Below are 22,647 nucleotides of genomic sequence, written 5' to 3'. Positions count from 1 at the left end.
ATGCCAACGACAGTTTTATTCCTTATTAGAATTGCTTTTTAACCCTCAGTACCTAATTGTCGGATAAGGCAATTTCCTGCTTGTGTAATTCGTACACAATTGTATGCAGTTGTAGGTGCCAGCACACAATTAACAGCTGATACTGTTTGCATTAGTTTTTAAATAAAGAAAGCCGCCCTGTTAGGCGGCTTTCTTTATTTAAAACACATACTCTGGTTAGTTCAGTTCCAGGGTAACAACACTTTTACCAGGCAAAGTTACGGATAGCTTATCGCCATCTTTTTTTGCTCCGTTAAAGGCAGCCAAGTGTATTTTACCGGGTTGTTTAAAGGTGTTAATGTCTGTAATGTTTTCTGATGTCAGTATTGTTCCGCTCACCTTGCTCCAATTAATATCCTTTAACTGGGTACTTATTGTAACCGGCTTGCTAAGGTCAAGGTTTACCAGTGATATGTGCACTTTACCGGCAGCGTCGCGAGATGCCGAAGCGTTTACCGCGGGGAGGCTTTTACCGGCTACGGTATATTCAGGAGAATTGAGCTTTATATTTAAGTAAGCAGCATCCTGGTGCACCTTATACATATCAAATATGTAGTAGGTTGGGGTAAGCAGCATCTTGTCCTTTTCGGTAAGTACAAGGGCCTGCAGTACATTTACCGTTTGCGCCAGTTCGGCCATTTTAACGCGGTCGCAATGATTATTGAAAATATTTAAGGTAGTACCTGCAATAAGCGCATCGCGCAGGCTGTTCTGCTGGTACAAAAAGCCCGGGTCGGTACCAGGTTCAGGGTCAGTCCATATCCCCCACTCGTCTACTACCAGTGCAACCTTCTTCTCCGGGTCATACTTATCCATAATAGCAGAGTGCTTGGTTACCAGCTCTTCTATCTTAAGGCAGTTCTTCATGGTATTAAAGTACTCGTCTTCGGTAAAGCTCGTAGCCGAACCCTTCTTGCCCCAATGGCCGGTTGGTATGGTATAATAATGCATAGATACGCCCCACATCATGCCATGCGGTATTTTCTTCATCAGCGTTTCTGTCCAATTGTAATCATCGGCATTGGCACCGCTGGCTATCTTTTTCAGGCTCGCGCCCGGGTAATCCTTAGCAAAAGAGGCATACCGGCGATACTGGTCGCTATAGAAATCGGCAGTCATGTTGCCGCCGCAGCCCCAGTTCTCGTTACCTACGCCCCAAAACGATACTTTAAATGGTTGAGGGTGGCCATTTTGTTTGCGTATTTGTACAACGCTGCTGGTGCTGTTGCTGTTCAGGTACTCTATCCACTTGCTCATCTCGTCAACGGTTCCGCTGCCAACATTGCCGGCAATGTAAGGCTCGGTACCCAGGAGGCCGCACAGTTCCAGAAACTCATGCGTACCAAAGCTATTGTCCTCGGTAATGCCGCCCCAATTGCTGTTTACCATTCGCGGGCGGTTTGCCGCCGGGCCAATACCATCGCGCCAGTGGTACTCGTCGGCAAAACAGCCACCGGGCCATCTCAGGTTAGGTATTTTAATGCGCTTCAAAGCCTCAACAACATCCAGGCGAATGCGGCCTTGCTTTTTTACAGGCAGGCTTTTGTCCACCCAAAAGCCGTCGTAAATGCCACGGCCAAGGTGTTCGGCAAATTGCCCGTAAAGGTGTTTGCTAATGGTTTGGCCGGTATTACCGCTCACGGTAATACTGCCGGTGCTTTGCGCAAACCCATTTAATTGCGCAAAAACGAGGGTTAGTAAAAGGTATTTTCTCATAAAAGGTTTATAACTGTATATATTACAGTTATAAATGTAAGAGAAATTTTAATAGCCACAAATAAATTTTATTAAATGATGCTCTTTATTAATCTGGTTGTCGTTAACGAGCTATCAGTATGTTGTGGCTTAATATCGCTCTTGCATTCTGCCAACCTGTCACCACAAAGTAATCACCCCTGCCGCATTGGTCGTTATCTGCCACGCCAAACCCCATTTTACTGCCAAATACATATTGGCACAACCCTTGTTAAATAGGGTTGTAAGCAAAACTTTAATTACTAATAAATCAATCATATCATATGTCTAAAATAATTGGAATCGACTTAGGAACAACCAACTCCTGCGTTGCCGTAATGGAGGGTAATGAACCTGTAGTTATAGCAAACAGCGAAGGTAAACGTACTACGCCGTCAGTAGTAGCTTTTGTTAACGATGGCGAACGTAAAGTTGGCGATCCGGCAAAACGCCAGGCTATCACCAACCCAACCAAAACTATCTATTCGGTAAAACGCTTTATGGGGAACCAGTACAACGAGGTTCTTAAAGAAGCTGAGCGTGTACCTTACAATGTGGTGAAGGGCGATAACAACACTCCGCGTGTTGAAATTGGCGACCGCAAATATACTCCGCAGGAAATTTCGGCCATGATCCTGCAGAAAATGAAAAAAACTGCCGAAGACTTTTTAGGTACCGAAGTAACAGAAGCGGTTATTACCGTGCCTGCCTACTTTAACGATGCACAGCGCCAGGCAACTAAGGAAGCCGGTGAAATTGCTGGCCTTAAAGTACGCCGTATCATAAACGAGCCTACTGCTGCTGCCCTTGCCTACGGTTTGGACAAAGCACACAAGGACATGAAAATTGCCGTGTTTGACTGCGGTGGTGGTACACATGACGTATCTGTACTGGAACTTGGCGATGGCGTGTTCGAAGTAAAATCTACCGATGGTGATACCCACTTAGGTGGTGACGACTTTGACCAGGTAATTATTGACTGGCTGGCAGATGAGTTTAAGAACGACGAAGGTATTGACCTGCGTAAAGACCCTATGGCTTTACAACGTTTGAAAGAGTCTGCTGAGAAAGCTAAGATTGAGTTATCAAGCTCTACCCAAACAGAGATCAACCTGCCATACATCAGCGCTGGTGCCGAAGGCCCTAAGCACTTGGTTAAAACTTTAAGCCGTGCTAAATTTGAGCAACTGGCCGACAGCCTGATCAAACGTACTATTGAGCCTTGCCGTACCGCTTTGAAAAATGCAGGTTACAGCACTTCAGATATCGACGAAGTTATTTTGGTGGGTGGTTCTACCCGTATCCCTGCTATACAGGATGCCGTACAGAAATTCTTTGGCAAAGCACCATCAAAAGGTGTTAACCCTGACGAAGTGGTAGCTATTGGTGCTGCTATACAAGGTGGTGTGTTTACAGGTGAAGTTAAGGACGTGTTATTGTTAGACGTTACCCCGCTATCATTAGGTATCGAGACCATGGGCGGTGTAATGACCAAACTGATCGAGTCTAACACAACTATCCCTACCAAGAAATCAGAAACCTTCTCTACTGCCAGTGACAGCCAGCCATCTGTAGAGATCCACATATTACAGGGCGAGCGCCCGATGGCATCGGGCAACCGCACCATAGGCCGTTTCCACCTGGACGGTATACCACCGGCACCTCGCGGCGTACCACAGATCGAGGTTACTTTCGATATTGACGCCAACGGTATATTGCATGTATCTGCTAAGGATAAAGCAACCGGTAAAGAGCAGAAGATCCGTATCGAAGCTTCTTCGGGCTTAACTGATGCCGAGATCAAGAAAATGAAGGACGAAGCTGAAGCTAACGCTGATGCTGACCGTAAAGCTAAAGAGGAAGTTGAAAAACTGAACTCTGCCGATGCCCTGATCTTTAGCACTGAAAAGCAGCTGAAAGAATACGGTGATAAGATACCTGCTGACAAAAAAGCACCTATCGAGTCGGGCCTTGAAAAATTGAAAGCTGCTTACAGCGCTAAAAACCTTGCAGAAATTGAAACAGCACAAGCTGAATTGAACACCGCATGGACTGCTGCAAGCGAGGATATGTACAAGGCATCTGCAGAAGCAGGCCAGCAACCAGGCGCTGATGCCGGTAATGCAGGTGGTGCGGCAGAGAACAATGCCGATAACGTAACAGATGTTGACTTCGAAGAAGTTAAATAATCTGCGAACTCTATATATATCAGCAAAAGCCGCTCCGTTATCCGGAGCGGCTTTTTTATGTGCCTATAAGTTCTTCTTAATAAAATTATTAATGGCGATAACCAGCGTTCGCCGGCCTGAACCTTTAACATCCAGAAACACAAAATGCCCGGCGCCTGGTACAACTACTTTCTTCTTAACTATGCCAGCCGGCAACTCATTAAAATAAGTATCAATATCTGTCGGCCTCGACCAAAAATCATGCTCCCCGCGGATCAGGAGGATTGGTACGCTGATGTCCTTTGCGTCCCAATATTTGCGGCCGTTAGCCATATAAAAGCTTTCCTTTCGAAAACCACCCGGTACCTTAAGTAAGTGTTCACTGTTAAAACTCACAGAGCGACTGACGAAGGTCTTCATTATAACTGAATCAGCGGGCGTAGGCGCGCCGCTTTCCGCTTCGGTTTTCCAAACGTTTAGCATTCCCTGCTCGTCTGACTGCCGCATTGCGGGTATGCTGTTGTTAAACTTTAATGAATCTTCAAGGTCGGCAAAGGCCCCATTAAAACTCCATGGCGCTTTAACGCCGTACAAGCTATTCAGAACAACCAGGTGCGATATCTTCTCCGGATGCAACGTAGCATAATACGATGCCCAATGCCCGCCTGCTGCCCAGCCGAAGAGATTTACCTTACTTTGAGGTGCATCCTTTAGGATCGAACTTACTACGGCATCAATATCGGCAGCAGCTTCCTGGCAGGAACCCGCTACAAGGCTGGTATCAGCAAGATCGTATACAGGTGCGGTAGAACGTTCCCATCCTCGTACGTTCATGAGGTAAACCGTAAAGCCTGCATCAGCAAGCGATTGCGCGAACGAAGCATCAGCTACATCCAGATCAAAGGATGTAAGCGCGCCCGTACCACCGTGTACCAGCAGTAAAGGTATCTTCCTGCGGGACGAGTAAAGGTTCTCGGTAACTTTACGCACCTGCAATTGCAAGTCGCCGTTTTGAACGAGGTAATCAGTGGTGGTGTATTGCGGCTGAGCTGTAGCAATACTATTGTAAAACAGTGAGAAGAAGAGGAATATCGATAAGTATCTGCAGATCATCAATAGACAAGCGCTTATCCGTATTTAATTTCAGGAGTTTATCAGTGCGTTTACTTTTTCAACAAGCTCGGTAAGGTCAAAAGGCTTGCTTATCACCGCGTCGCAGCCATAAGCCATCAGTTCGGCATTGCGGTTAATGTATGCTGAAAAAAGGATAACCGGCACATTGCTGTATTTAGGGTTGGTTTTAATGTTGCGGCAAATTTCACCGCCGTTGGTACCAGCAACACGGTAATCAAGTATCACTAGGTCCGGTGCAAACTCCTCTACAAGTGGCATTACATCGTCCCCCTCGCTTACACTTTTAACCTCAAAATTTTCGTAAGTGAGGGTTTCATGCACTATATCGAGTATGTCCTGGTTATCATCCAGCACCAAAATACGTTTAACCATAAATAATAACTACCAAAAGCCGAAAAGAAAAACTATATACAAATAAACAAAAAAATTAGAAGAAGGGACAGGGCTTGGGTACTATTGAATTGCTGGGCAAAAATACCACAATAATTTAAAATAATAAATATGGCCTCCCGAATTTTCCCAGGAATTTGTATTATTATTGTTATAATTTAAACTGTGCAGCAAAACCCTAATTCACCCGTCAATTTTGACAGGCATAGCTTTCAGCAGCTTATTGCCCAGTCACCCGTAGCTATCGGGGTGTTAACAGGGGAAGACTTTGTCATTCAATCGGCTAACGCAGCTTTGCTTGCCATTTGGGATAAAGACGAAAGCGTTATTGGGTTGCCACTAGCCGAGGGATTACCAGAGATAATAGGACAGCCCTACCTTGGGCTTTTAAGCAATGTTTACCGCACCGGTGAGGCATATTACGGTTACGAAGCCGAGGTAAACCTAACAAGGGAGGGAAAGCTAGCCCTTCTATACTTCAACTTTGTTTATCAACCCGTTCGAGATGATGTAGGGCTGATCACCGGCATAATGGTGACTGCCACCGATGTGAGCGAGCAGGTTTATGCCCGTAAAAAACTGGAAGACGCAGAAGAACGCTTGCGCCTTGCCACCGAAGCAACCGGACTAGGCACGTTTGACCTGGACCTGCAAAGCGGAGCTATCATACACTCCCCACGCTTGTCAGAAATATTCGGGCTAAGCAGTAAAGAAGCCGTGAGCCATCAGGACCTTCGGAACATGATAGTCCCTGCCGATTTGCCGATAGTAATAAAAGCTTTTGATACAGCCCTGCAAACAGGCTTGTATTATTACGAGGCGCGGGTGGTTTGGCCCGACTCAACTATACACTGGATACGCACCACGGGCAAAATAGTTTATAGCGACGCTAGTGTGCCATTGCGGATGCTGGGTACCTTAATGGATATTACCGAACAAAAGCACATACTTAACGAGCTTACAAAAAACGAAGAAACGCTGAGGTTAGCCATACAATCGGCCGAGCTGGGCACCTTTGATATGGACCTGGTAAATGGCAGCATGGTATGGGATAAACGCTGCCGCGAGTTATTCGGCCTTGGTGAAGATGTACCTGTAACTTACGACAATGCTTTTTTAAAAGGATTGCACCCGGATGACCGCGAGAAAACAGATCAAGCGGTAAAACTTGCGTTTGAGCGTGAACTTACCAACGGAGACTACGATGTTGAGTACCGTACCATTGCCAAAGATAACAGATTACGCTGGGTAAGGGCTAAGGGTAAAGTATACTTTAATGAGCATGACGTACCTGTTAGGTTTATTGGAACTGTATTGGACATCACCGAAAATAAGCGAAATGAGATACGCAAGAACGATTTTATTGCGATGGCTAGTCATGAGCTTAAAACGCCGCTTACATCTTTAAAGGCCTACATACAGCTCCTGCTGGCTGCTTCGGCGCGCACGGGTGACAGCTTTTTTACTAATGCGCTGAAAAAAGCAGAAAGCCAGATAAACAGGATGACCAATCTAATCTATGGCTTTCTGGACCTATCTAAACTGGAAGCAGGTAAACTACGGTTGCAAAAACAAGATTTTGATCTGGTGCAGGTAGTTGAGGAAGTTTGTGCCGAAAACCGGCCAATTGCCCAAAACCATCATATTACGTTTGAGCTGGGAGAACCATTGATGTTACATGCCGATCCGGAGAAAATAAGCCAGGTGGTAAATAACCTAATTGGCAACGCTATCAAATATTCACCAAAGGAAACTGAGGTAACAGTGACAGTAACAAGATTTTACGACCACGTACGGGTAGACGTGTATGATAAAGGCATTGGTATAAAAACAGTAGACCAGCAATATATATTTCAGCGATTTTACCGCGTAGAGGATGAGAGTACCAAAGGGTTCTCTGGCTTTGGGATAGGATTGTACCTCTCGGCAGAAATTATTGAACTCCACAAGGGAACTATAGGAGTGGAAAGCGTTGAGGGTAAAGGTTCAAGATTTTATTTTACACTTCCTGTTAATTAGCTCTTCAACAAATATTATTAAACAAAAAAACCGCGGGCAATGCCGCGGCTTTCTTATAGTACCTTTATTGATTAATAAGGATATGCCTTACCAGGATGTGCTCTTTTCCATGCCCTGCGGCGTTCCAGGTAAGCAGCACGTTTTCTCTTTTCTTCACGTTTGCGCGCCTCGTTACCAATAATGTAACCGCCACCTGCACCCAGTGCACCGCCAATTACGGCGCCCTTTACGCCATGGCCAATTAAACCACCGGCTACAGCGCCACCGGCACCACCTATAATGGCACCTTTACCTTGTTTACTTATTTGCGCGTCGGCTTTTAAATTTATGGAAGTTGTTAATGCCATAACAAGTCCGCCATATATCAGGATCTTTTTCATAGTGATAATTTCTAATGTTACTATTTATACAAATCTTAAGCCGTAAAGCTTATACCATTGTAAGAGCCTTAAAAACGCGGATAGTTTAATATTTATTTCAAAAAGGAGATGATAGCATCAGAAAACTGTATAGTTTTCCCTGCACTGTTGTGATCACCCGGTACATGCGCCAGCTTAGAATTTGGTATAAGTTTCTGCAATACGGTTTCATCACCGTTGGTTTTATCCTCTGTTCCATCTATCAGTAACACTGGTATTTTTAACGTCGAAAGTTCTTTAGGACTGGTGCTGGGCTGCCACTTTTGCTGCAACGCCAAAGCAACATTATCAAAGTTATTCTTGTGTATCCAAGCCATCATCTCGTCAACATCATGCAACGTCGTATCACCTTCCAGAGCTTTCCATGCATGTATCCGACGTTGCCAATTTGGGTTAGTATAATCGGCACCCATACCGCCCATCACGGCTTTGTGCACCCGTTTATCCAGCACCATCACGCGGGAGGTGATGATAGATCCGCGTGAGTAACCCACTACATCGTACGATTTGATGCCCAGGCTAGTTACCAGGCCTATTACGTCCTTAGCTTCTGCATCATGCGAATAGCCTGCATCCGTATGTGGCTTGTCTGACCGGCCATTACCCCGCATATCCAGCAGGATCACTTTAAATCCTTCCTTCAACAAATTTCCGTAGAGTAGTCCGTTCTTCCAGCTTTGTGCATTATTGGTAAAGCCATGCAGCATCACCAAAGGGAATCCTTCACCTTTTACCTCGTAGTAGATCCTCGTTCCATCAAACGACGTGTAGTAAGCACCATCGGCAGGTGCTTGTGCAAACAACTTTGTGCTGATAACGGTCAGCAGTATCAACAAGGAAAGATTCTTCTTCATTATTATTATTAAACAAATAAGTTAAGTATTAATACTCCCGCAAGGCCAATAACTGCCACCAGCGACTCCATTATGGACCACGACAAAAAAGTATCTTTTAGAGTAAGGTTAAAGTACTCTTTAAATAACCAGAAGCCCGAGTCATTTACATGAGAGAAAGCCAGGCTGCCTGCCCCTATAGAAAGCACCATTAGGTTTGGGTTGATAGCCGGATTTGCAATAAGTAACGGCGCCACTATCCCTGCAGCCGTAAGACCCGCCACCGTTGCCGAGCCAAGGCTTACCCTGATGATAGCCGCTATTAACCATCCCAGAAACAACGGCTGCAAATTGAAAGATTGTAACCCTGAAGCGATCTCGTTGCTTACACCACTATCGGTAAGTACTTGTTTAAACGCGCCGGAACCACCAATAATAAGGAGGATAAGTGATATATCCTTTATGGCTTCGGCGTAGGTATTGCCTAACTGATTAAGCGTTTTACCTTGCTTAATACCAAGGGTAACGGTGCCCACCAGCAATGCAATGAGCATTACTATTGACGGATCGCCAACAAAGGCTACTATCTTTTGCGTTTGGAGATTAATGCCGTTAATAAACGGAATTGCCGCGGTGACTGCCAGCAATATTACAGGAAGCAACGCCGTAAAAAAGCTATTTGCCGCGCCGGGCACTTTGTCAGCAGGCAACTCTTCTGCCCGGAAAGTAGCCAGCGGCTCTGACGGTATTTTTTTTAGGAATAGTGAAAACACCGGGCCTGCAAGAATGATGGCAGGAATAGCTATACAAAGCCCATACAGCAGCGTTACGCCCATATTGGCATGAAACATTACCACTAAGGCAGATGGAGAAGGATGCGGCGGTAAAAAGCCGTGCGTGACAGACAGCGCGGCAATCATGGGCAAACCAATATATACAGCAGGCAGTTTGTACTTATAAACCACCGAAAATATTAAAGGAACCATTAACACGAACCCTATACCATAAAACAAAGGAATACCAATAATAAACGCAGCTGCTACCAGAGCCAGCTGTATATACTTTATTCCGAAAGCGCTCACCAGCACTTCTGATATCTTTTGAGCCGCCCCACTATTGGCTACCAGTTTACCCAGCATAGCACCAAGGCATATGATTATGGCCAGTGAGCCCAGCGTATCTCCAAGGCCTTTTTGTACCGAGGCGTTTATTTTGTTAAGTGGGATACCTAAACAAAGCCCCGCCACTATGGAAACGATCAGGAACGCCAGAAAAGGGTTCACCTTTGCCCAGCTTACCAGCAATATCAGGAATATGATGCAAAAGAATATAACCAGCATTGTTGTGTATTGATGGGTTTAAATGGGCTTGCGGCCCTATGGTGCACCTAAAGTAGCAACATTTATGTAAAGTGGTATGGCTGGTAATAATAATAAGCAGGTTAGCATAAGGTAATATTTTCAATTGCACGATCAGGTGTGGCGGCAAACCCCGTTCTTTGCAGCCGAAATGACAAAGCAACGCTACTTCTTCCTAATCCTTATACTGGGTTCGCTTACTGCCTTAGCACCGTTCTCTATAGATATGTACTTGCCGGGCTTTGGCGCGATTGCAAAATCGCTGAATACCAGCACGGAGCAGGTAGCGCTTTCTCTATCCAGCTTTTTAATTGGCATTTCTGCCGGGCAATTACTTTATGGCCCGTTACTGGACAGGTTTGGCCGCAAGCTGCCTTTATACTGCGGGTTAGTGCTCTACATTGTTGCTTCTGCGGGGTGCTACTTCGCTAAAAGTATCGAGTTGCTTATAGCTATGCGTTTTATACAGGCAATAGGTGCTTGTTCGGCAACGGTGACATCAATGGCTATGGTGCGAGATCTGTTTCCGGTAAAAGAGAGCGCTAATGTGTTCTCAAAATTGGTACTGGTTTTAAGCGTATCCCCGTTGATAGCTCCCACTGTAGGCGGTTATATTAGTGCCGAGCTTGGCTGGCAGCTTATCTTCCTGATACTGGCTGTTATTTCTATATTGATACTCATTGCCGTAATACTATTCCTGCCAGAAAGCTACAAACCAGATCCAACTTATTCGCTGGCGCCTGGGCCTATACTCGGTAGCTTTTGGGGAGTGTTGAAAACCCCTCAGTTTTATACTTACTCGTTGTGCGGTGCTATCGGATTCTCAGGATTATTCGCTTATATATCATCCTCTCCAATTGTGTTTATGGAAGTTTTTAAGGTAAGCAGTAAAGCTTACGGGTGGATATTTGCCCTGCTTTCTACCGGCTTTATCGGTTCAAGTCAGTTAAACAACTTACTCATGAAGCGCTACAAAAGCGAGCAGATTGTTAATGGTGCATTAATAGCCATGATATTTTTCGCGGCTGTTTTCTTAATAGGCTCTATACAGGGCTGGCTTGGTTTGGTTGGCACTATCCTGATGATTTATCTTGTGCTTTGCTGCGTCGGGCTAATGTTCCCAAATACGACCGCATTAGCACTGGCGCCCTTTGAGCATAATGCAGGTGTTGCCTCGTCACTTACCGGCGCTTTCCAGATGGCGGTTGGTTCGGCGGTGTCTATTGGCATCAGTTTATTTGTTTCTAAATCGGCTGTGCCTATGGCGGCTACCATGCTGGTGGCATCAGCACTCGCCTTTGTAGTTCTGATAACTGGCCGCAGGAACATTAAAGAAAAAGTGGAAGTAAAGGAGGGCGCAGCGGTAGCAGCGCATTAATTAATTCTTTTTATTACTTATAGTGCCGGCTGTTAAGTTGTGGCAAGTTGCTTCAACTTCTTTTGAACCTCCAACTTGTAATTACGGCCAATAGGCAGTTCATGCCCACCTACATCAATACTGAATGAATAAAAGGAATTTATTTTAGCGACGGCCACAATGAAAGACCTGTGGATGCGGACAAATTTGTGTTCGGGTAGCATTTCTTCCAGCAGGCTTATTTTTTGTCGGCTTATATACACCTGATCGGCAACTACAACTTTTACGTAATCGCGGAGGCTTTCTATCCATAGAATATCTGCAATGTTTATTTTGACAGTGCGGCGGTCTACCTTTAAGTAAATGTATGATGCCGCGTCGCTCACCGGGGCTTCATGCGTTAGCTGGGGCAACCCTTTGGCTGCAGGCAACTGGTATATTTTGTCAATAGCACGCAGAAAACGTTCTAAAGAAATTGGTTTTAACAGGTAATCTACCGCATTTAATTCAAAACCTTCCAACGCATACTCGCTGTAGGCCGTAGTAAATATCACCTTCGGCGGATGCTTAAGGCTCTTCAGCATTTCGGTACCCTTCATTCCGGGCATTTCTATATCCAGGAACATCAGGTCAACTCCTTTTTGCTGCAATAACTGAAAAGCTTGTATGGCATTGCTGCACCTGCCTACTATCTCCATCCCTGCGAAGTTTGCCAGGTAGTTTTCCAGTACGCTAATGGCGTGCGGCTCATCGTCAACAATTAACACTCGTAATCTCATGCTGTTGCTAATTGAGATACGGGCTGCTGTACTGCAACAGCCGGATGTGCCAGCACTTTTAGTTTAAGCGCGAGTACCACCAAAAAGGTGTCTTCCTCGTCCATGATCTTTAAGTTGTATGCGCCGGGGTAAAGCAGGTCAAGCCGCTTGGTTACATTTTTCAGGCCGATGTGCCCTGCTTCGCTACTATTCTGTCCGGCGTCTTTACCAGGATTACTATTAGCTACCTTAAGTTTAAAAAAGCCGTCGCGAACGTTTATGTCTATATGGATCCAACTGTCGCCTGTCTGTTTGCTTGCACCATGTTTAAAAGCATTCTCTATAAACGGCAGTATCATTAGCGGAGCTACAAGCTTATGTTGCAGATCTCCGGATATATTAAAGCTTATATCGATTCGGTCCTCATACCGCAGTTTTTCCAGCTTTACATACTGCTGCATCATAAATATCTCTTTTTCCAGCGGCACTTCATCAGTATTGCACTCATAAAGCATATAACGCAGGATGTCCGACAAACCTAAAATTAATTGCGGCGACCTTGGCGATTGATTAAGGCTCAGGGCATATAAGTTATTTAGCGTGTTGAATAGAAAATGCGGGTGTACCTGACCTTTCAGGGCGGTCAGCTCAGCCTCTAAGGCGGCACGTTTACGCTCGTTCCACATCTTAAACAGCTTTATGGCCAGCACAAAACCAATTACCAGGTTGGTGCCTTTTAGCGTATTGACCAGGTAAACACTTTGTAACAACTTATAAAGAAAAGGGCCCTGATTATGCTTGAGATAATCCTGATCGGTGATGTGAAAATGTTCAATCAGGTAAGGGATTACGAAAAGTACGCCGACAGTACGGCTTAACAGTACAAATATTGCCACTATAACAGGCAGCAATAAAGCAAAGAGCAGATAACGCCCGGTAAATAAAAACCGGGGTATAAGCCAGTATGCCAGTGTATAATAATAAGCAAACTGCACGGGCATGTAAAACGCATTGTTTCGCAGAGAAGTCACAAAGTCTATCTGTACGGAATAAACAGTAGTGAGTGCAAGCGACACGATAAGCCAAAAAATAACATGCTGCACCACACGGGGTATTTTAATATCCGGCAGTGCAAACGAGCCTACACTATTTTTCATATCGCTAAAATAACGCATAGTATTGTTATGAGGATGAGTGCCTTAACATTGTGCGACCAACAGCATGGTTAATACGACAAACCGCATCCTCTGAATGATAAATGCAGCGTTTAAACATACAGACGTTGCCTGCCTGTATTTAGTGACAGTTTACATCCAATAACTTACCGTGTAGCTATAGTATTATTAACAATAAAAACTGCGGTATACTTTCGGTCATTGTTTAAAATAAGACCATGAGAAAATTTATCACAACAGCCATTATCATACTTGCTGCAATTGGCAGCAAGGCGCAAACAGCCAGCAACCCTACACACGGCTTTTGGGTAGCCGAGAGCAACAAAGAAACCCCTAAGTTGCAGGTAATTAAGTTTTATAACGACAACTCGAGACTAATTTACACGGCTATGGTTACCAAGCCCGTGAACATAAAAAAGAAATCGACACAGCAAATGCTGAACAATATATGCGAGGAGCTATACCGGCACAAAGAAGGCAGGCCAGCACTACTTGCAATCAACATCAGATAGGCTTTTTAGTAACAACGTTAAGTGAGGACAAGGTGGCGCGAGGCCGCCCTGTTCTGTTTTAGGCGGGCTCTATCCAGTTACCGTCGGACTTGATGATACCGATCAGTTCATCAAGTGCATTATCAGTATTTACGTTCTTTTTTACTACTTCTTTGCCGCGATAGAGGGTAATCTTATCGGGACCCGACCCAACATAGCCGTAGTCAGCATCTGCCATTTCGCCGGGGCCATTCACGATGCAGCCCATAATGCCGATCTTCAATCCCTTCAAGTGGCTGGTACGGCTGCGGATCATCTGCGTGGTGATCATCAGATCGAACAGGGTCCGGCCGCAGCTTGGGCATGATATATATTCTGTTTTAGAAATACGCGAACGTGTAGCCTGCAGTATACCAAAAGCCGTAGAGGTAATAACTCCGGCAGGAAGCTGTTGAGCATCTATCCAAATGCCGTCGCCAAAACCATCAACCAGCAATGCGCCCAGATCAGTTGAGGCAAATAGCTGTAAATTCTGCGTTTGAAGTTCTAAGTCTTGGCTTTCAAAATTGTAGCTCCTTTTTACTATCACAGGTACATCCAGCTGCATTTCCTCCAACTTAAGGAAAAACTGCCGCTGATCGGCCATCCCATGCAATTCGTGGGTTTCCAACACGAAAACCAGTGTCTTATCTAGAGGAATTAACCCGAAAGCTTCCGAATCCAGATCTGCATTAGTAATCCGCACAAGGTTAAGGGCCGATGTGCGGTCCGCGTTATCTGCAACGTACTCGCCTAAGGTAAATACCGGGTGGCAAAGCGTTTTATTACCCAACTTTTGCCAGGTAGCGTAGTTGTATAGCTGCTTTAAGTTACCCGGCAAACTGAACGAAGGCAAGCTATCGCCCAGGTATACAAAATCAACCGATTGCTCGGCCATGTTGTATTTATCCAATATAGGCGAGTAAAGATACCCGGCCGCATTCAGCACCGCAGGATCTTTAAGGTTAGCAGCAGACAGATCTATCACTATCCTCGGCACCATATGTCCGCCAATAAAAGCGTTGGCTTCGTATGTTTCGCGTTTTTTATATTCGTAGGGGCTGTATAAGTCTGAAGTCTGAAGTACAGAGTCTAAAGTCACATTTGAGTTTTGACTGGTGGTTTCTAACCCCTGGCTCTTGACTCTTGACTCTTGACTCCTTCTAGTGTATCTCTCCACCAACGCAATGGCAACAGGTGCTTCGGCCTCCGGTTCTTCGGTAAGCGAAACGCGGACAGTGTCACCAAGGCCATCTTCCAGCAACGTGCCTATACCTACGGCAGATTTAATGCGGCCGTCCTCACCGTCACCTGCTTCGGTTACACCTAGGTGCAGCGGATAATTCATTCCTTCAGCAACCATAGTTTGCACCAGTAAACGGTAAGCCTGTACCATAACCTGCGGGTTACTGCTCTTCATGGAGACAACCAGGTTATAGTAGCCAAGTGTTTCGCACATGCGGATAAACTCCATCGCGCTTTCTACCATCCCTTGCGGTGTATCGCCATAGCGGCTCATGATACGGTCACTTAACGACCCATGGTTGGTGCCGATGCGCATAGCGGTACCATATTCTTTGCAGATATTAACCAGCGGTGCAAACTTCTGGTAAATACGCTCCAGTTCGGCGCGGTACTCCAGGTCAGTATAGTCTATCTGATCAAATTTCTTTTTGTCTGCATAATTGCCGGGATTTACACGTACCTTTTCTACAATGCGCGCTGCTACTTCAGCAGCGTTGGGTGTAAAATGGATATCTGCCACCAAGGGCACATTATAGCCACGCTGACGCAATTGTTTCTTTATTTCAGCAAGGTTGTTGGCTTCTTTAATGCTTGGAGCAGTAATACGTACGTATTCACACCCCGCGTTTACCATCCGGATGGTTTGCTCTACCGTACCAATGGTGTCCATGGTATCGGTAGTAGTCATGCTTTGTATGCGGATGGGGTTGTTGCCGCCTATAGGTACATCGCCGATGAACACCTCGCGGGTAACAAATCGGGAGTATTCGGTCAGCGAGTTACAATAGCGGCCCGGCAACATTTTAACAGCATCAGCATTCATGCACAATTTGAATTAATAAGATGCAAATTTAATGATAATGTTGGAAAGGCAGGCACCCTATCGCCCTTCCAAATACTTCATCACCGCAATAAGGTCATCGTCGCCATACTGCTCTGCCGCAGATGAAAACGTGTCAAGGGCAGCCTCGCCCATTGGTGTTTTTAAACCTATATCTTTTGCTAGTTTAAGGTCCTTTACAATATTGCTAAGCGAAAATGCCGCTGCGTAGTTATCATTAATAATAGCCTCGCCTTTGATCTTCATAAACGGGTTAGCCAGCGCGCCGTTGTTAAGTAAGCTAAGCAGCACCTCTAGTTGTATACCATTGTTCTTAGCGAGTAAAATTGCTTCTGCAAGCCCTTGTGCATGTAAGCTAAGCAACGTGTTTATTGCCAGCTTTGCTGTATTACCTGCACCGGTTTCGCCTAAGTACACGGCAGCTTTGCCCATCTTCTCCAGTATGGGTTTTACCTGCTCAAACACAGTTTCTTCGCCGCCTGCCATAATCACCAATTGGGCAGTCTCCGCTTGTTTAACACTGCCGGATACCGGCGCATCCAGGTAATGGTTACCCTGCTCCCTGGCTTTTGCGGCCATTTCTTTGCTTATAGCAGGAGAAACAGTGCTCATGTTAATGATGATCTTGTTGCTTACACCTGCCGTTAGCAGGCCTGTGTTGCCATTAAACAGCTCATTGATGGCTTTGTCATCAGTCACCATGATGACTACCACATCTGTTTGCTGTATGAGTTCCGCAGGCGTTGAAGCTGTTTGCGCACCCTGTTCTTTAAGGGCGGCCTCCTTATCTTTATTTCTATTATAAACGGTTACCGGGTAGCCAGCCTTTAGAAGTTGCTGCGACATAGGTATGCCCATTAAACCAAGGCCTATCCAGCCGATGTGTGTTGTGCTCATTGTTATATTATTTTGATGGGAACTTTATACCCGAAAAGTGCGCGCATTTGGATAAGAACAGGTCTTGTGTATCCAAATCGTCGGCGGCTTTCAGGTTAGCCTTAATTTTTTTATGATAAAAGTATTTGCCGCTTACTAACGCTTCTGGATCGGTGCTTACTGCAAGCCAGGCTTGTGTTTCGGCGCCCTTGTCCAGGTCGTCAGGTGCACTTGGCCCACCCATTTTAGTAGGAACCCAGCCAGGCTCCAAAGCATTGCTGTAAACATCCGGCCATATACGGGCAACGGCAAACGCCAGCAACACATCGTGGAGTTTAGAGTCTGAATACGCCCTGTAGCCATTCCATGACCGCTCCTGCCAAGCAAGATCGTTTAAAGTAGGATCGCCGTCACGATGCAAGCCCGAGCTAAGGTAGATCAACCTTTTAGGTTTTTCCATAAGGCTGGTAAGAATGTAAGGTGCTAAACTATTCACCGCAAATACATGCGGCAAGCCGTCCGGTGTATTTATGCGATTACGTTCCTGGTAACCCACACCGGCATTGTGTATAACAGCATCAAAGGCACCTAGTTTGTTAGCCTGCTCGGCTATCTTAATAGTTTCATTAATACTCGAAAGATCGCCGAGTATTACGCTGGCTGCACCCGGCACAGCAGCCATTGCTTCGTCACCGCGCTTGCTGTTACGTGCATGGAGTGTAACCTCGTGTCCTTCGCCAACCAATAACTTTGCTGCCATTTGGCCTAAGCCATCTGCCGAACCGGTTATGAATATTTTAGCCATAATATTAGATGATTACCGTTTAAACAATGTAACAGCAAAAAAGATGTGCCGTATTTACAAATGGCTGTTTACTGACAATTATACTTATTTTAGCCGGACATGAGGAACACCGCTTTACTACTTTTGGCAGCCATTATACTAGCCTCTTGTGGCGGCGGTAAAGCGCCTTCAAGCACCAACGGTGCGATTTCTACCCCATCGCTGAAAGCAAAATTATCTTCTGTTTACCAGGGCGTATGGATAAAAAGCGATTACATCGACAAAGTAGCCAGAACCAAGTCGGTACTGGCATCGGTGGACCTCGTGACCGGAATGAGCGGAATAAATATCGACACCAACCTGCTTCGCGGAGACAGCATGTTAGTAAACGTTAGCTGGGATAACCACAACAATGGCGAGGTGTCGCTCAAGTTCTATCCCGGAAAAAAGCCTAATACGCTACAGTTTGGTGAAGATGAACTCGGCTATTCAATCGTTAACGGCGACACTACACTCCTGTTGTACCAGGTATACAAAGGCGTGCTTTACAAGACCCCATACCGTAAGGTTTTCGAGACCAGTCCTGAAGAAAACTTAAGCTATGCCATCAATTACGCGATAAATAAAGCTTTACTGACCGGCGATTATCTTCTTAAAACCGGTGAAAAGAACGAAAAAGTAACTTTTACACCCGAGGGCAAGGTGGTTGGTTTACCAGGGGTAAAAAGTTTCCAGGTAGATACCGATATGAAGTACGGCACCATGCAGAACGTGGATCAGCTCACGTTCGATTCTTTCACCAGCCATGAGCAGACATTCGCTTACGTTATTAAGGACAACACGCTCAGCCTTTTTGAGGTAAAGCCAAATAGCAAGCAAACGCTACTTACTATGGGCAAGCTAAAATATAGCTTAGTACGTGCTAAGTGATCCGGCGTACACGTTATCCTCGAAGAACTTACGTACCAGCAGATTGATAAACCTGCTTAAGTGAACCTCGTTGAAAAACACGTTGGAATAATTATCGTACCTACGGCTTTGTATGCCAAGGTAAAAGAAATACAAGGATACACCTAGCACCGGCAGCATCCGCCGCTCTTCATCAGTAAGTTTGGTCACCGACTCGTAACCGGCAAGAAAACTCTTCTTTTTCTCGTTCAGCTCAGCAGGATCTTTTTCGGTACTGTGCAGCTGCAGTATGTAGTACGCAACATCATATGCCTGCCAGCCGTTGCCGCAAAAGTCAAAGTCGAACAAAGTTACCCGCCCATCCCCGGTAATATTGAGATTGTCGAACCATATATCCAGGTGAATGGCACCTTTGCGCATCAATGCGTCATCGGCACCGGCAATCTGTTGCAGCAGATACTTTTGAGCTGACCTTAACCACAACATGTCTGCATTATCTTCAGCAAGGAAGTTCTTGAGATAGTTAAATGGCTCAGTAAGCACAACATCGGGCGTGTAGGTAACCCGCTGCAGTTGTACATTGCAGGTAAGCTTATGTAATTGCGCCATAACACTACCGACATGATAATGCAGATCGGCCGAAAAGTTAAGCATCTTGCCACCCTCGGCAAAAGAGAACATTACTCCATGCCGCATCCCCTCGGGAGCGTTTAACTGTTGGATTAATGCACCACCAGCATCTGCAACCGGGTAGGAAACGTTAATCCCGCCCTCTTTGAGCAAACTCAGCAACCTTATTTCTTCTGCTATCTCCAGTTCAGTACGCCAGTTAAGATCATATATCCTGAATATCTGCTTAGCATTGCCATCAGTTACCAGGTAAGTATGATTGATGCCTGCTTTGAGCAACTTGCAGGTAGTTCCGGCTGACAAGGCATATTTATCCTTGAAAAATTCAGTTAAATGCGTAGCCGAAAGAATGGAGCTGATAACAGGGAAGGTTTCCATGACAGTTTTTTAAGGGGGCGCAAGGTACTAAAAAACAAAATCCCCCAATGCGGGGGATTTCAATTTATACGGCGTCTGAAAGGGAGCTGAAAGTGAAGTCCCTTATCTTCATTGGCGGGATAAGGTAGCTTCGGTAGCTTTCTACGCTGATGCTGCGTTCCTGCTTACCCAGGGCTTCAAGGTTGTTCAGCATGATCACCGGACTTTCGTTAAAACGGAAATTCTTAACCGGGAACTTGATCTTACCATTCTCAATATAGAATGTACCGTCGCGGGTAAGGCCGGTGAGCAGTAACGACTGCGGGTCAACCATACGGATGTACCATAGCCTTGAAACTAAAATGCCGCGCTCGGTGCTTTTGATCAGGTCTTCCAGCGTAGCGTCGCCGCCTTCCATAATGATATTAGTAGGCCCGGGAACAGGAGTCACGCCCTTCTTTTGTGCCCAGTAACGAGAATAAGAAAGATTTTTCACCACGCCCTTGTCTATCCACATGGTCTTCTCACGTGGCAGGCCCTCACCGCCCCAGGTAGAGCCGGGCAGGTCTGCGTTGAACGGATCAGAATATATGGTCACTTTAGGGTCCATCAGTTGTTCGCCAAGGCGTGTACCTCCACCCTTCTTGCTCAAAAAGCTGCGCCCTTCTTCCGCGCTGCGCGCATCAAAACGGAACATGTTCTCCAGCATATAAGTGGCAGCGACAGGTTCCAGTATAACGGTGTATTTACCGGGTTCTATGGCGCGCGCGCCTTTTGAAGCATTGGCCTTCATGGTAGCTACGCGCGTTGCTGCAGCAGTATCCAGCTTGTTTACATCGGTAAAGCCACGCGCCGCATAGCCTGATACGGTGCCTGCCTCGTCACGGGTGGTTACCGAAAAAGTAACATCGCTACTTTTATTATAGGCGAACAATCCCTTTGAGTTCATCACCGCGTTAAAGCCCGTAGAGTTTTCCAAAAAGCCTGCAGCGTTCAGGTTAGCGGCTTTGGTTACGGCCAGGCTTTTGCCAACCATTTCGGCACGGCTTTCCGGCGTCATGGCAGCAGTATTAGCGTTGTAAGTTATTGCTTCTTTAAATTCCGACTGGCCAAGCATCGGCATGTACTCCGGGTTCTCCGGTGCCAGTTGCGCCAGTTCTTCTGAGCGGCGCACCACGCGTTCCAGTGCGGCGTCGTCAAACTCATTTATGGTTGCGGATCCCGCCTTTTTGCCGTAAACCGATGTAACAGCTAAACCAACACTGCTGATGTCTCCCGCTGTCGATACCGCGTTCAAGGCGTAACGGACGTTACCACCTTCGCTGCCGCCAAGGCTTACTTCGCACTCATCGGCCTTTGAATAGCTAAGCACCTTCTTTAATAAAGCTTGTGCCTGTTCTTTTGTATATATCGCCATAATTATCCGATCTTTCTTTTTGTATTGATGACGTTAACGCCGTTGAACCTTGTTGTAGACGAACCGTGCGATACCGCACTGCTTTGGCTTGGCTGTCCCTTACCATCGTTAAAGGAACCGCCTAAACGGTAATCGCGTTCATCGCAAACGGCAGAGCACGAATTCCAGAATTCGCGGGTATTGGCCTGATAGGCTACATCGTTAAGCATACCGGTGATCTTGCCGTTTGTTATCTCGTAAAACAACTGGCCGCCAAACTGGAAGTTGTAGCGTTGCTGATCTATAGAGAATGAGCCATTACCTATGATATAGATACCTTTTTCTACGTTCTTGATCATGTCATCCACACTCAGCGGGGTTTTACCCGGCTGTAATGATACGTTAGGCATGCGCTGGAATTGCACATCCTGCCAGCTTTGTGCATAGCTGCAGCCCTGCGATTCTTTGAGCCCGATAATATGTGCCTGGTCGCGCGTGGCCTGGTAGTTTACCAGCACACCATCTTTAATAATGTCCCATTTTTTGGTGGCTACACCTTCGTCGTCGTAACCTACTGCGCCCAGTGAACCCGGCTGCAGCTTATCGCCAACAACATTTACCTTGTCGCTACCGAACTTGAAATTGCCAGACTTCCATTTGTCAAGCGTAAGGAAGCTGGTACCTGCATAGTTTGCCTCGTAGCCCAGCACGCGATCAAGCTCGGTAGGGTGACCTACTGATTCATGTATGGTGAGCCACAGGTGGCTTGGATCTAGCACCAGGTCGTACTTGCCGGGATCTACCGACTTAGAAGCGATCTTCTCTCCGGCCTGCTTAGTAGCAAACTTAATATCTTCCAGCATGTCGTAACGCTGCTTGTAACGCGGGGTGATGCCCTGTACCGTCTCAGATGCTTTCGGTATCAGATACTCATAACCCATACCAACCGGGGAGCTAAGGGCACCACGGGTTTCGAAAGAACCTTTAGCAGAATCTATCTTGGTTACCGTAAAGCTTGGGAAGATACGGTGGATGTCCTGGTCTATATAAGAACCATCTGTAGAAGCAAAGTACTTCTGCTCGTTTACAGCGAAGATGTTGGAGTTTACAAAGTTTGCTCCGCCCGCCATTGCTGCGCCGTTAGCGCCTAAAAGCAGATCTACCTTTTCTTTAATGGGCACCTCAAAGGCGTTTTTCTCTATAGGTGTTTTCCAGCTTACCTCGCCGTATCCTTTTTGCGGTGCCAGTTGCACCGGCGCACTGCCCAGCTTAGCATTGGCTTTTGCCACGGCAACAGCGCGCTGCGCTGTTTTAGCTATACCTTCTTTAGTTACCTCATTGGTAGCGGCAAAGCCCCAGCAACCGTTAGCAATAACACGTATGCCTACCCCGTATGATTCGGTGTTGGCAACGTTAAGCACGCGGTTTTCGCGGGTTATTACAAACTGATTAAGGTAGCGGCCAATACGCACATCGGCGTAGCTGGCGCCTGCGCTCTTAGCCGCATTAAGGCCGGCATCTGCCAGTGCTTTTTTAATCTTAGGGTCTACATACTCCAGCGCCTGCTGTGCATCTATCTCCCGGCCAAATGCCGACAGGTTTGGCAGTGCCATAGCTCCTGCGCCAAGCCCGGTCAGGTAAATAAAATCTCTTCTTCTCAACGTTGTTCCTCCGTTTGTTTATGCTTTGATGTAT

The 22,647-nt window shown here is 46.1% G+C and carries 19 protein-coding genes; 5 read left to right on the top strand and 14 right to left on the bottom strand.

What is annotated here, in order from left to right; genetic code table 11:
- Positions 1-216: 216 nt before the first annotated feature.
- Complete coding sequence (locus DYU05_RS14390; RefSeq protein WP_117383796.1) at positions 217-1,755, bottom strand: alpha-N-arabinofuranosidase; 1,539 nt, start codon at positions 1,753-1,755, stop codon at positions 217-219.
- A 302-nt stretch (positions 1,756-2,057) separates the two neighbouring features.
- Here DYU05_RS14390 and dnaK point away from each other — a divergent pair, with 302 nt between their 5' ends.
- The gene (gene dnaK / locus DYU05_RS14385) at positions 2,058-3,962 is read left to right on the top strand and encodes a molecular chaperone DnaK (protein WP_117383795.1); all 1,905 of its coding nucleotides are present in this window, start codon (positions 2,058-2,060) and stop codon (positions 3,960-3,962) included.
- 63 nt (positions 3,963-4,025) lie between these two features.
- Here the strand turns inward: dnaK and DYU05_RS14380 are convergent, their stop codons facing one another.
- Both DYU05_RS14380 and DYU05_RS14375 read right to left on the bottom strand, forming a co-directional pair.
- Positions 4,026-5,054 (bottom strand): alpha/beta fold hydrolase, encoded by a 1,029-nt coding sequence (locus DYU05_RS14380; protein ID WP_117383794.1) that lies wholly within the window; start codon positions 5,052-5,054, stop codon positions 4,026-4,028.
- A 30-nt stretch (positions 5,055-5,084) separates the two neighbouring features.
- Positions 5,085-5,447: a response regulator gene (locus DYU05_RS14375; RefSeq protein WP_117383793.1), complete on the bottom strand. Its 363-nt coding sequence runs from the start codon at positions 5,445-5,447 to the stop codon at positions 5,085-5,087.
- Positions 5,448-5,630: 183 nt separating this feature from the next.
- Here DYU05_RS14375 and DYU05_RS14370 point away from each other — a divergent pair, with 183 nt between their 5' ends.
- Positions 5,631-7,484 carry a PAS domain-containing sensor histidine kinase gene (locus DYU05_RS14370; protein WP_117383792.1) on the top strand — a complete coding sequence of 618 codons (1,854 nt, stop codon included), beginning with the start codon at positions 5,631-5,633 and terminating at the stop codon, positions 7,482-7,484.
- Positions 7,485-7,555: 71 nt separating this feature from the next.
- Here the strand turns inward: DYU05_RS14370 and DYU05_RS14365 are convergent, their stop codons facing one another.
- From DYU05_RS14365 to DYU05_RS14355, 3 genes are all read right to left on the bottom strand, one after another.
- Positions 7,556-7,864, bottom strand: a complete 309-nt coding sequence (locus DYU05_RS14365; RefSeq protein WP_117383791.1) for a YMGG-like glycine zipper-containing protein — start codon at positions 7,862-7,864, stop codon at positions 7,556-7,558.
- A 92-nt stretch (positions 7,865-7,956) separates the two neighbouring features.
- Positions 7,957-8,757, bottom strand: coding sequence for an alpha/beta fold hydrolase (locus DYU05_RS14360; RefSeq protein WP_117383790.1), 801 nt, complete (start codon positions 8,755-8,757; stop codon positions 7,957-7,959).
- Positions 8,758-8,765: 8 nt separating this feature from the next.
- Entirely contained in the window at positions 8,766-10,076 is a 1,311-nt protein-coding gene (locus DYU05_RS14355; RefSeq protein WP_117383789.1) for a gluconate:H+ symporter, read from the bottom strand.
- Between the two features lie 169 nt (positions 10,077-10,245).
- On the opposite strand from DYU05_RS14355, the gene DYU05_RS14350 reads away from it, so the two are divergent.
- On the top strand, positions 10,246-11,472 hold the full coding sequence (locus DYU05_RS14350) for a multidrug effflux MFS transporter (protein WP_117383788.1): 1,227 nt from the start codon (positions 10,246-10,248) through the stop codon (positions 11,470-11,472).
- Positions 11,473-11,504: 32 nt separating this feature from the next.
- On the opposite strand, the gene DYU05_RS14345 is transcribed toward DYU05_RS14350, so the two are convergent.
- Positions 11,505-12,230 carry a LytR/AlgR family response regulator transcription factor gene (locus DYU05_RS14345; protein ID WP_117383787.1) on the bottom strand — a complete coding sequence of 242 codons (726 nt, stop codon included), beginning with the start codon at positions 12,228-12,230 and terminating at the stop codon, positions 11,505-11,507.
- Positions 12,227-13,366 (bottom strand): sensor histidine kinase, encoded by a 1,140-nt coding sequence (locus DYU05_RS14340; RefSeq protein ID WP_165852081.1) that lies wholly within the window; start codon positions 13,364-13,366, stop codon positions 12,227-12,229. The genes DYU05_RS14345 and DYU05_RS14340 overlap by 4 nt, the downstream gene beginning before the upstream one ends.
- A gap of 236 nt (positions 13,367-13,602) precedes the next feature.
- Between DYU05_RS14340 and DYU05_RS14335 the strand changes: the two genes are divergently transcribed.
- Entirely contained in the window at positions 13,603-13,896 is a 294-nt protein-coding gene (locus DYU05_RS14335; protein ID WP_117383785.1) for a hypothetical protein, read from the top strand.
- A gap of 58 nt (positions 13,897-13,954) precedes the next feature.
- On the opposite strand, the gene ispG is transcribed toward DYU05_RS14335, so the two are convergent.
- Genes ispG through DYU05_RS14320 form a run of 3 tightly spaced genes read right to left on the bottom strand, consistent with a single transcriptional unit; the run spans position 13,955 to position 17,681 of the window.
- Positions 13,955-15,982: a (E)-4-hydroxy-3-methylbut-2-enyl-diphosphate synthase gene (gene ispG / locus DYU05_RS14330; protein ID WP_117383784.1), complete on the bottom strand. Its 2,028-nt coding sequence runs from the start codon at positions 15,980-15,982 to the stop codon at positions 13,955-13,957.
- A 57-nt stretch (positions 15,983-16,039) separates the two neighbouring features.
- The gene (locus tag DYU05_RS14325; RefSeq protein WP_117383783.1) at positions 16,040-16,897 is read right to left on the bottom strand and encodes an NAD(P)-dependent oxidoreductase; all 858 of its coding nucleotides are present in this window, start codon (positions 16,895-16,897) and stop codon (positions 16,040-16,042) included.
- Between the two features lie 7 nt (positions 16,898-16,904).
- On the bottom strand, positions 16,905-17,681 hold the full coding sequence (locus DYU05_RS14320) for an SDR family NAD(P)-dependent oxidoreductase (protein WP_117383782.1): 777 nt from the start codon (positions 17,679-17,681) through the stop codon (positions 16,905-16,907).
- Positions 17,682-17,780: 99 nt separating this feature from the next.
- Between DYU05_RS14320 and DYU05_RS14315 the strand changes: the two genes are divergently transcribed.
- On the top strand, positions 17,781-18,590 hold the full coding sequence (locus DYU05_RS14315; protein ID WP_117383781.1) for a hypothetical protein: 810 nt from the start codon (positions 17,781-17,783) through the stop codon (positions 18,588-18,590).
- On the opposite strand, the gene DYU05_RS14310 is transcribed toward DYU05_RS14315, so the two are convergent.
- From DYU05_RS14310 to DYU05_RS14300, 3 genes are all read right to left on the bottom strand, one after another.
- Complete coding sequence (locus DYU05_RS14310) at positions 18,573-19,577, bottom strand: phosphotransferase enzyme family protein (RefSeq protein ID WP_117383780.1); 1,005 nt, start codon at positions 19,575-19,577, stop codon at positions 18,573-18,575. The two genes, DYU05_RS14315 and DYU05_RS14310, sit on opposite strands and share 18 nt — an antisense overlap.
- A gap of 64 nt (positions 19,578-19,641) precedes the next feature.
- On the bottom strand, positions 19,642-20,973 hold the full coding sequence (locus DYU05_RS14305; RefSeq protein WP_117383779.1) for a TldD/PmbA family protein: 1,332 nt from the start codon (positions 20,971-20,973) through the stop codon (positions 19,642-19,644).
- A gap of 2 nt (positions 20,974-20,975) precedes the next feature.
- Complete coding sequence (locus tag DYU05_RS14300) at positions 20,976-22,613, bottom strand: TldD/PmbA family protein (RefSeq protein ID WP_117383778.1); 1,638 nt, start codon at positions 22,611-22,613, stop codon at positions 20,976-20,978.
- Positions 22,614-22,647: the final 34 nt, after the last annotated feature.

The sequence above is a fragment of the Mucilaginibacter terrenus genome (assembly GCF_003432065.1).
Lineage (GTDB): Bacteria > Bacteroidota > Bacteroidia > Sphingobacteriales > Sphingobacteriaceae > Mucilaginibacter > Mucilaginibacter terrenus.
Note: the sequence above shows the minus strand (reverse complement) of the source record. Positions and strands in the feature narration are given on the sequence as shown.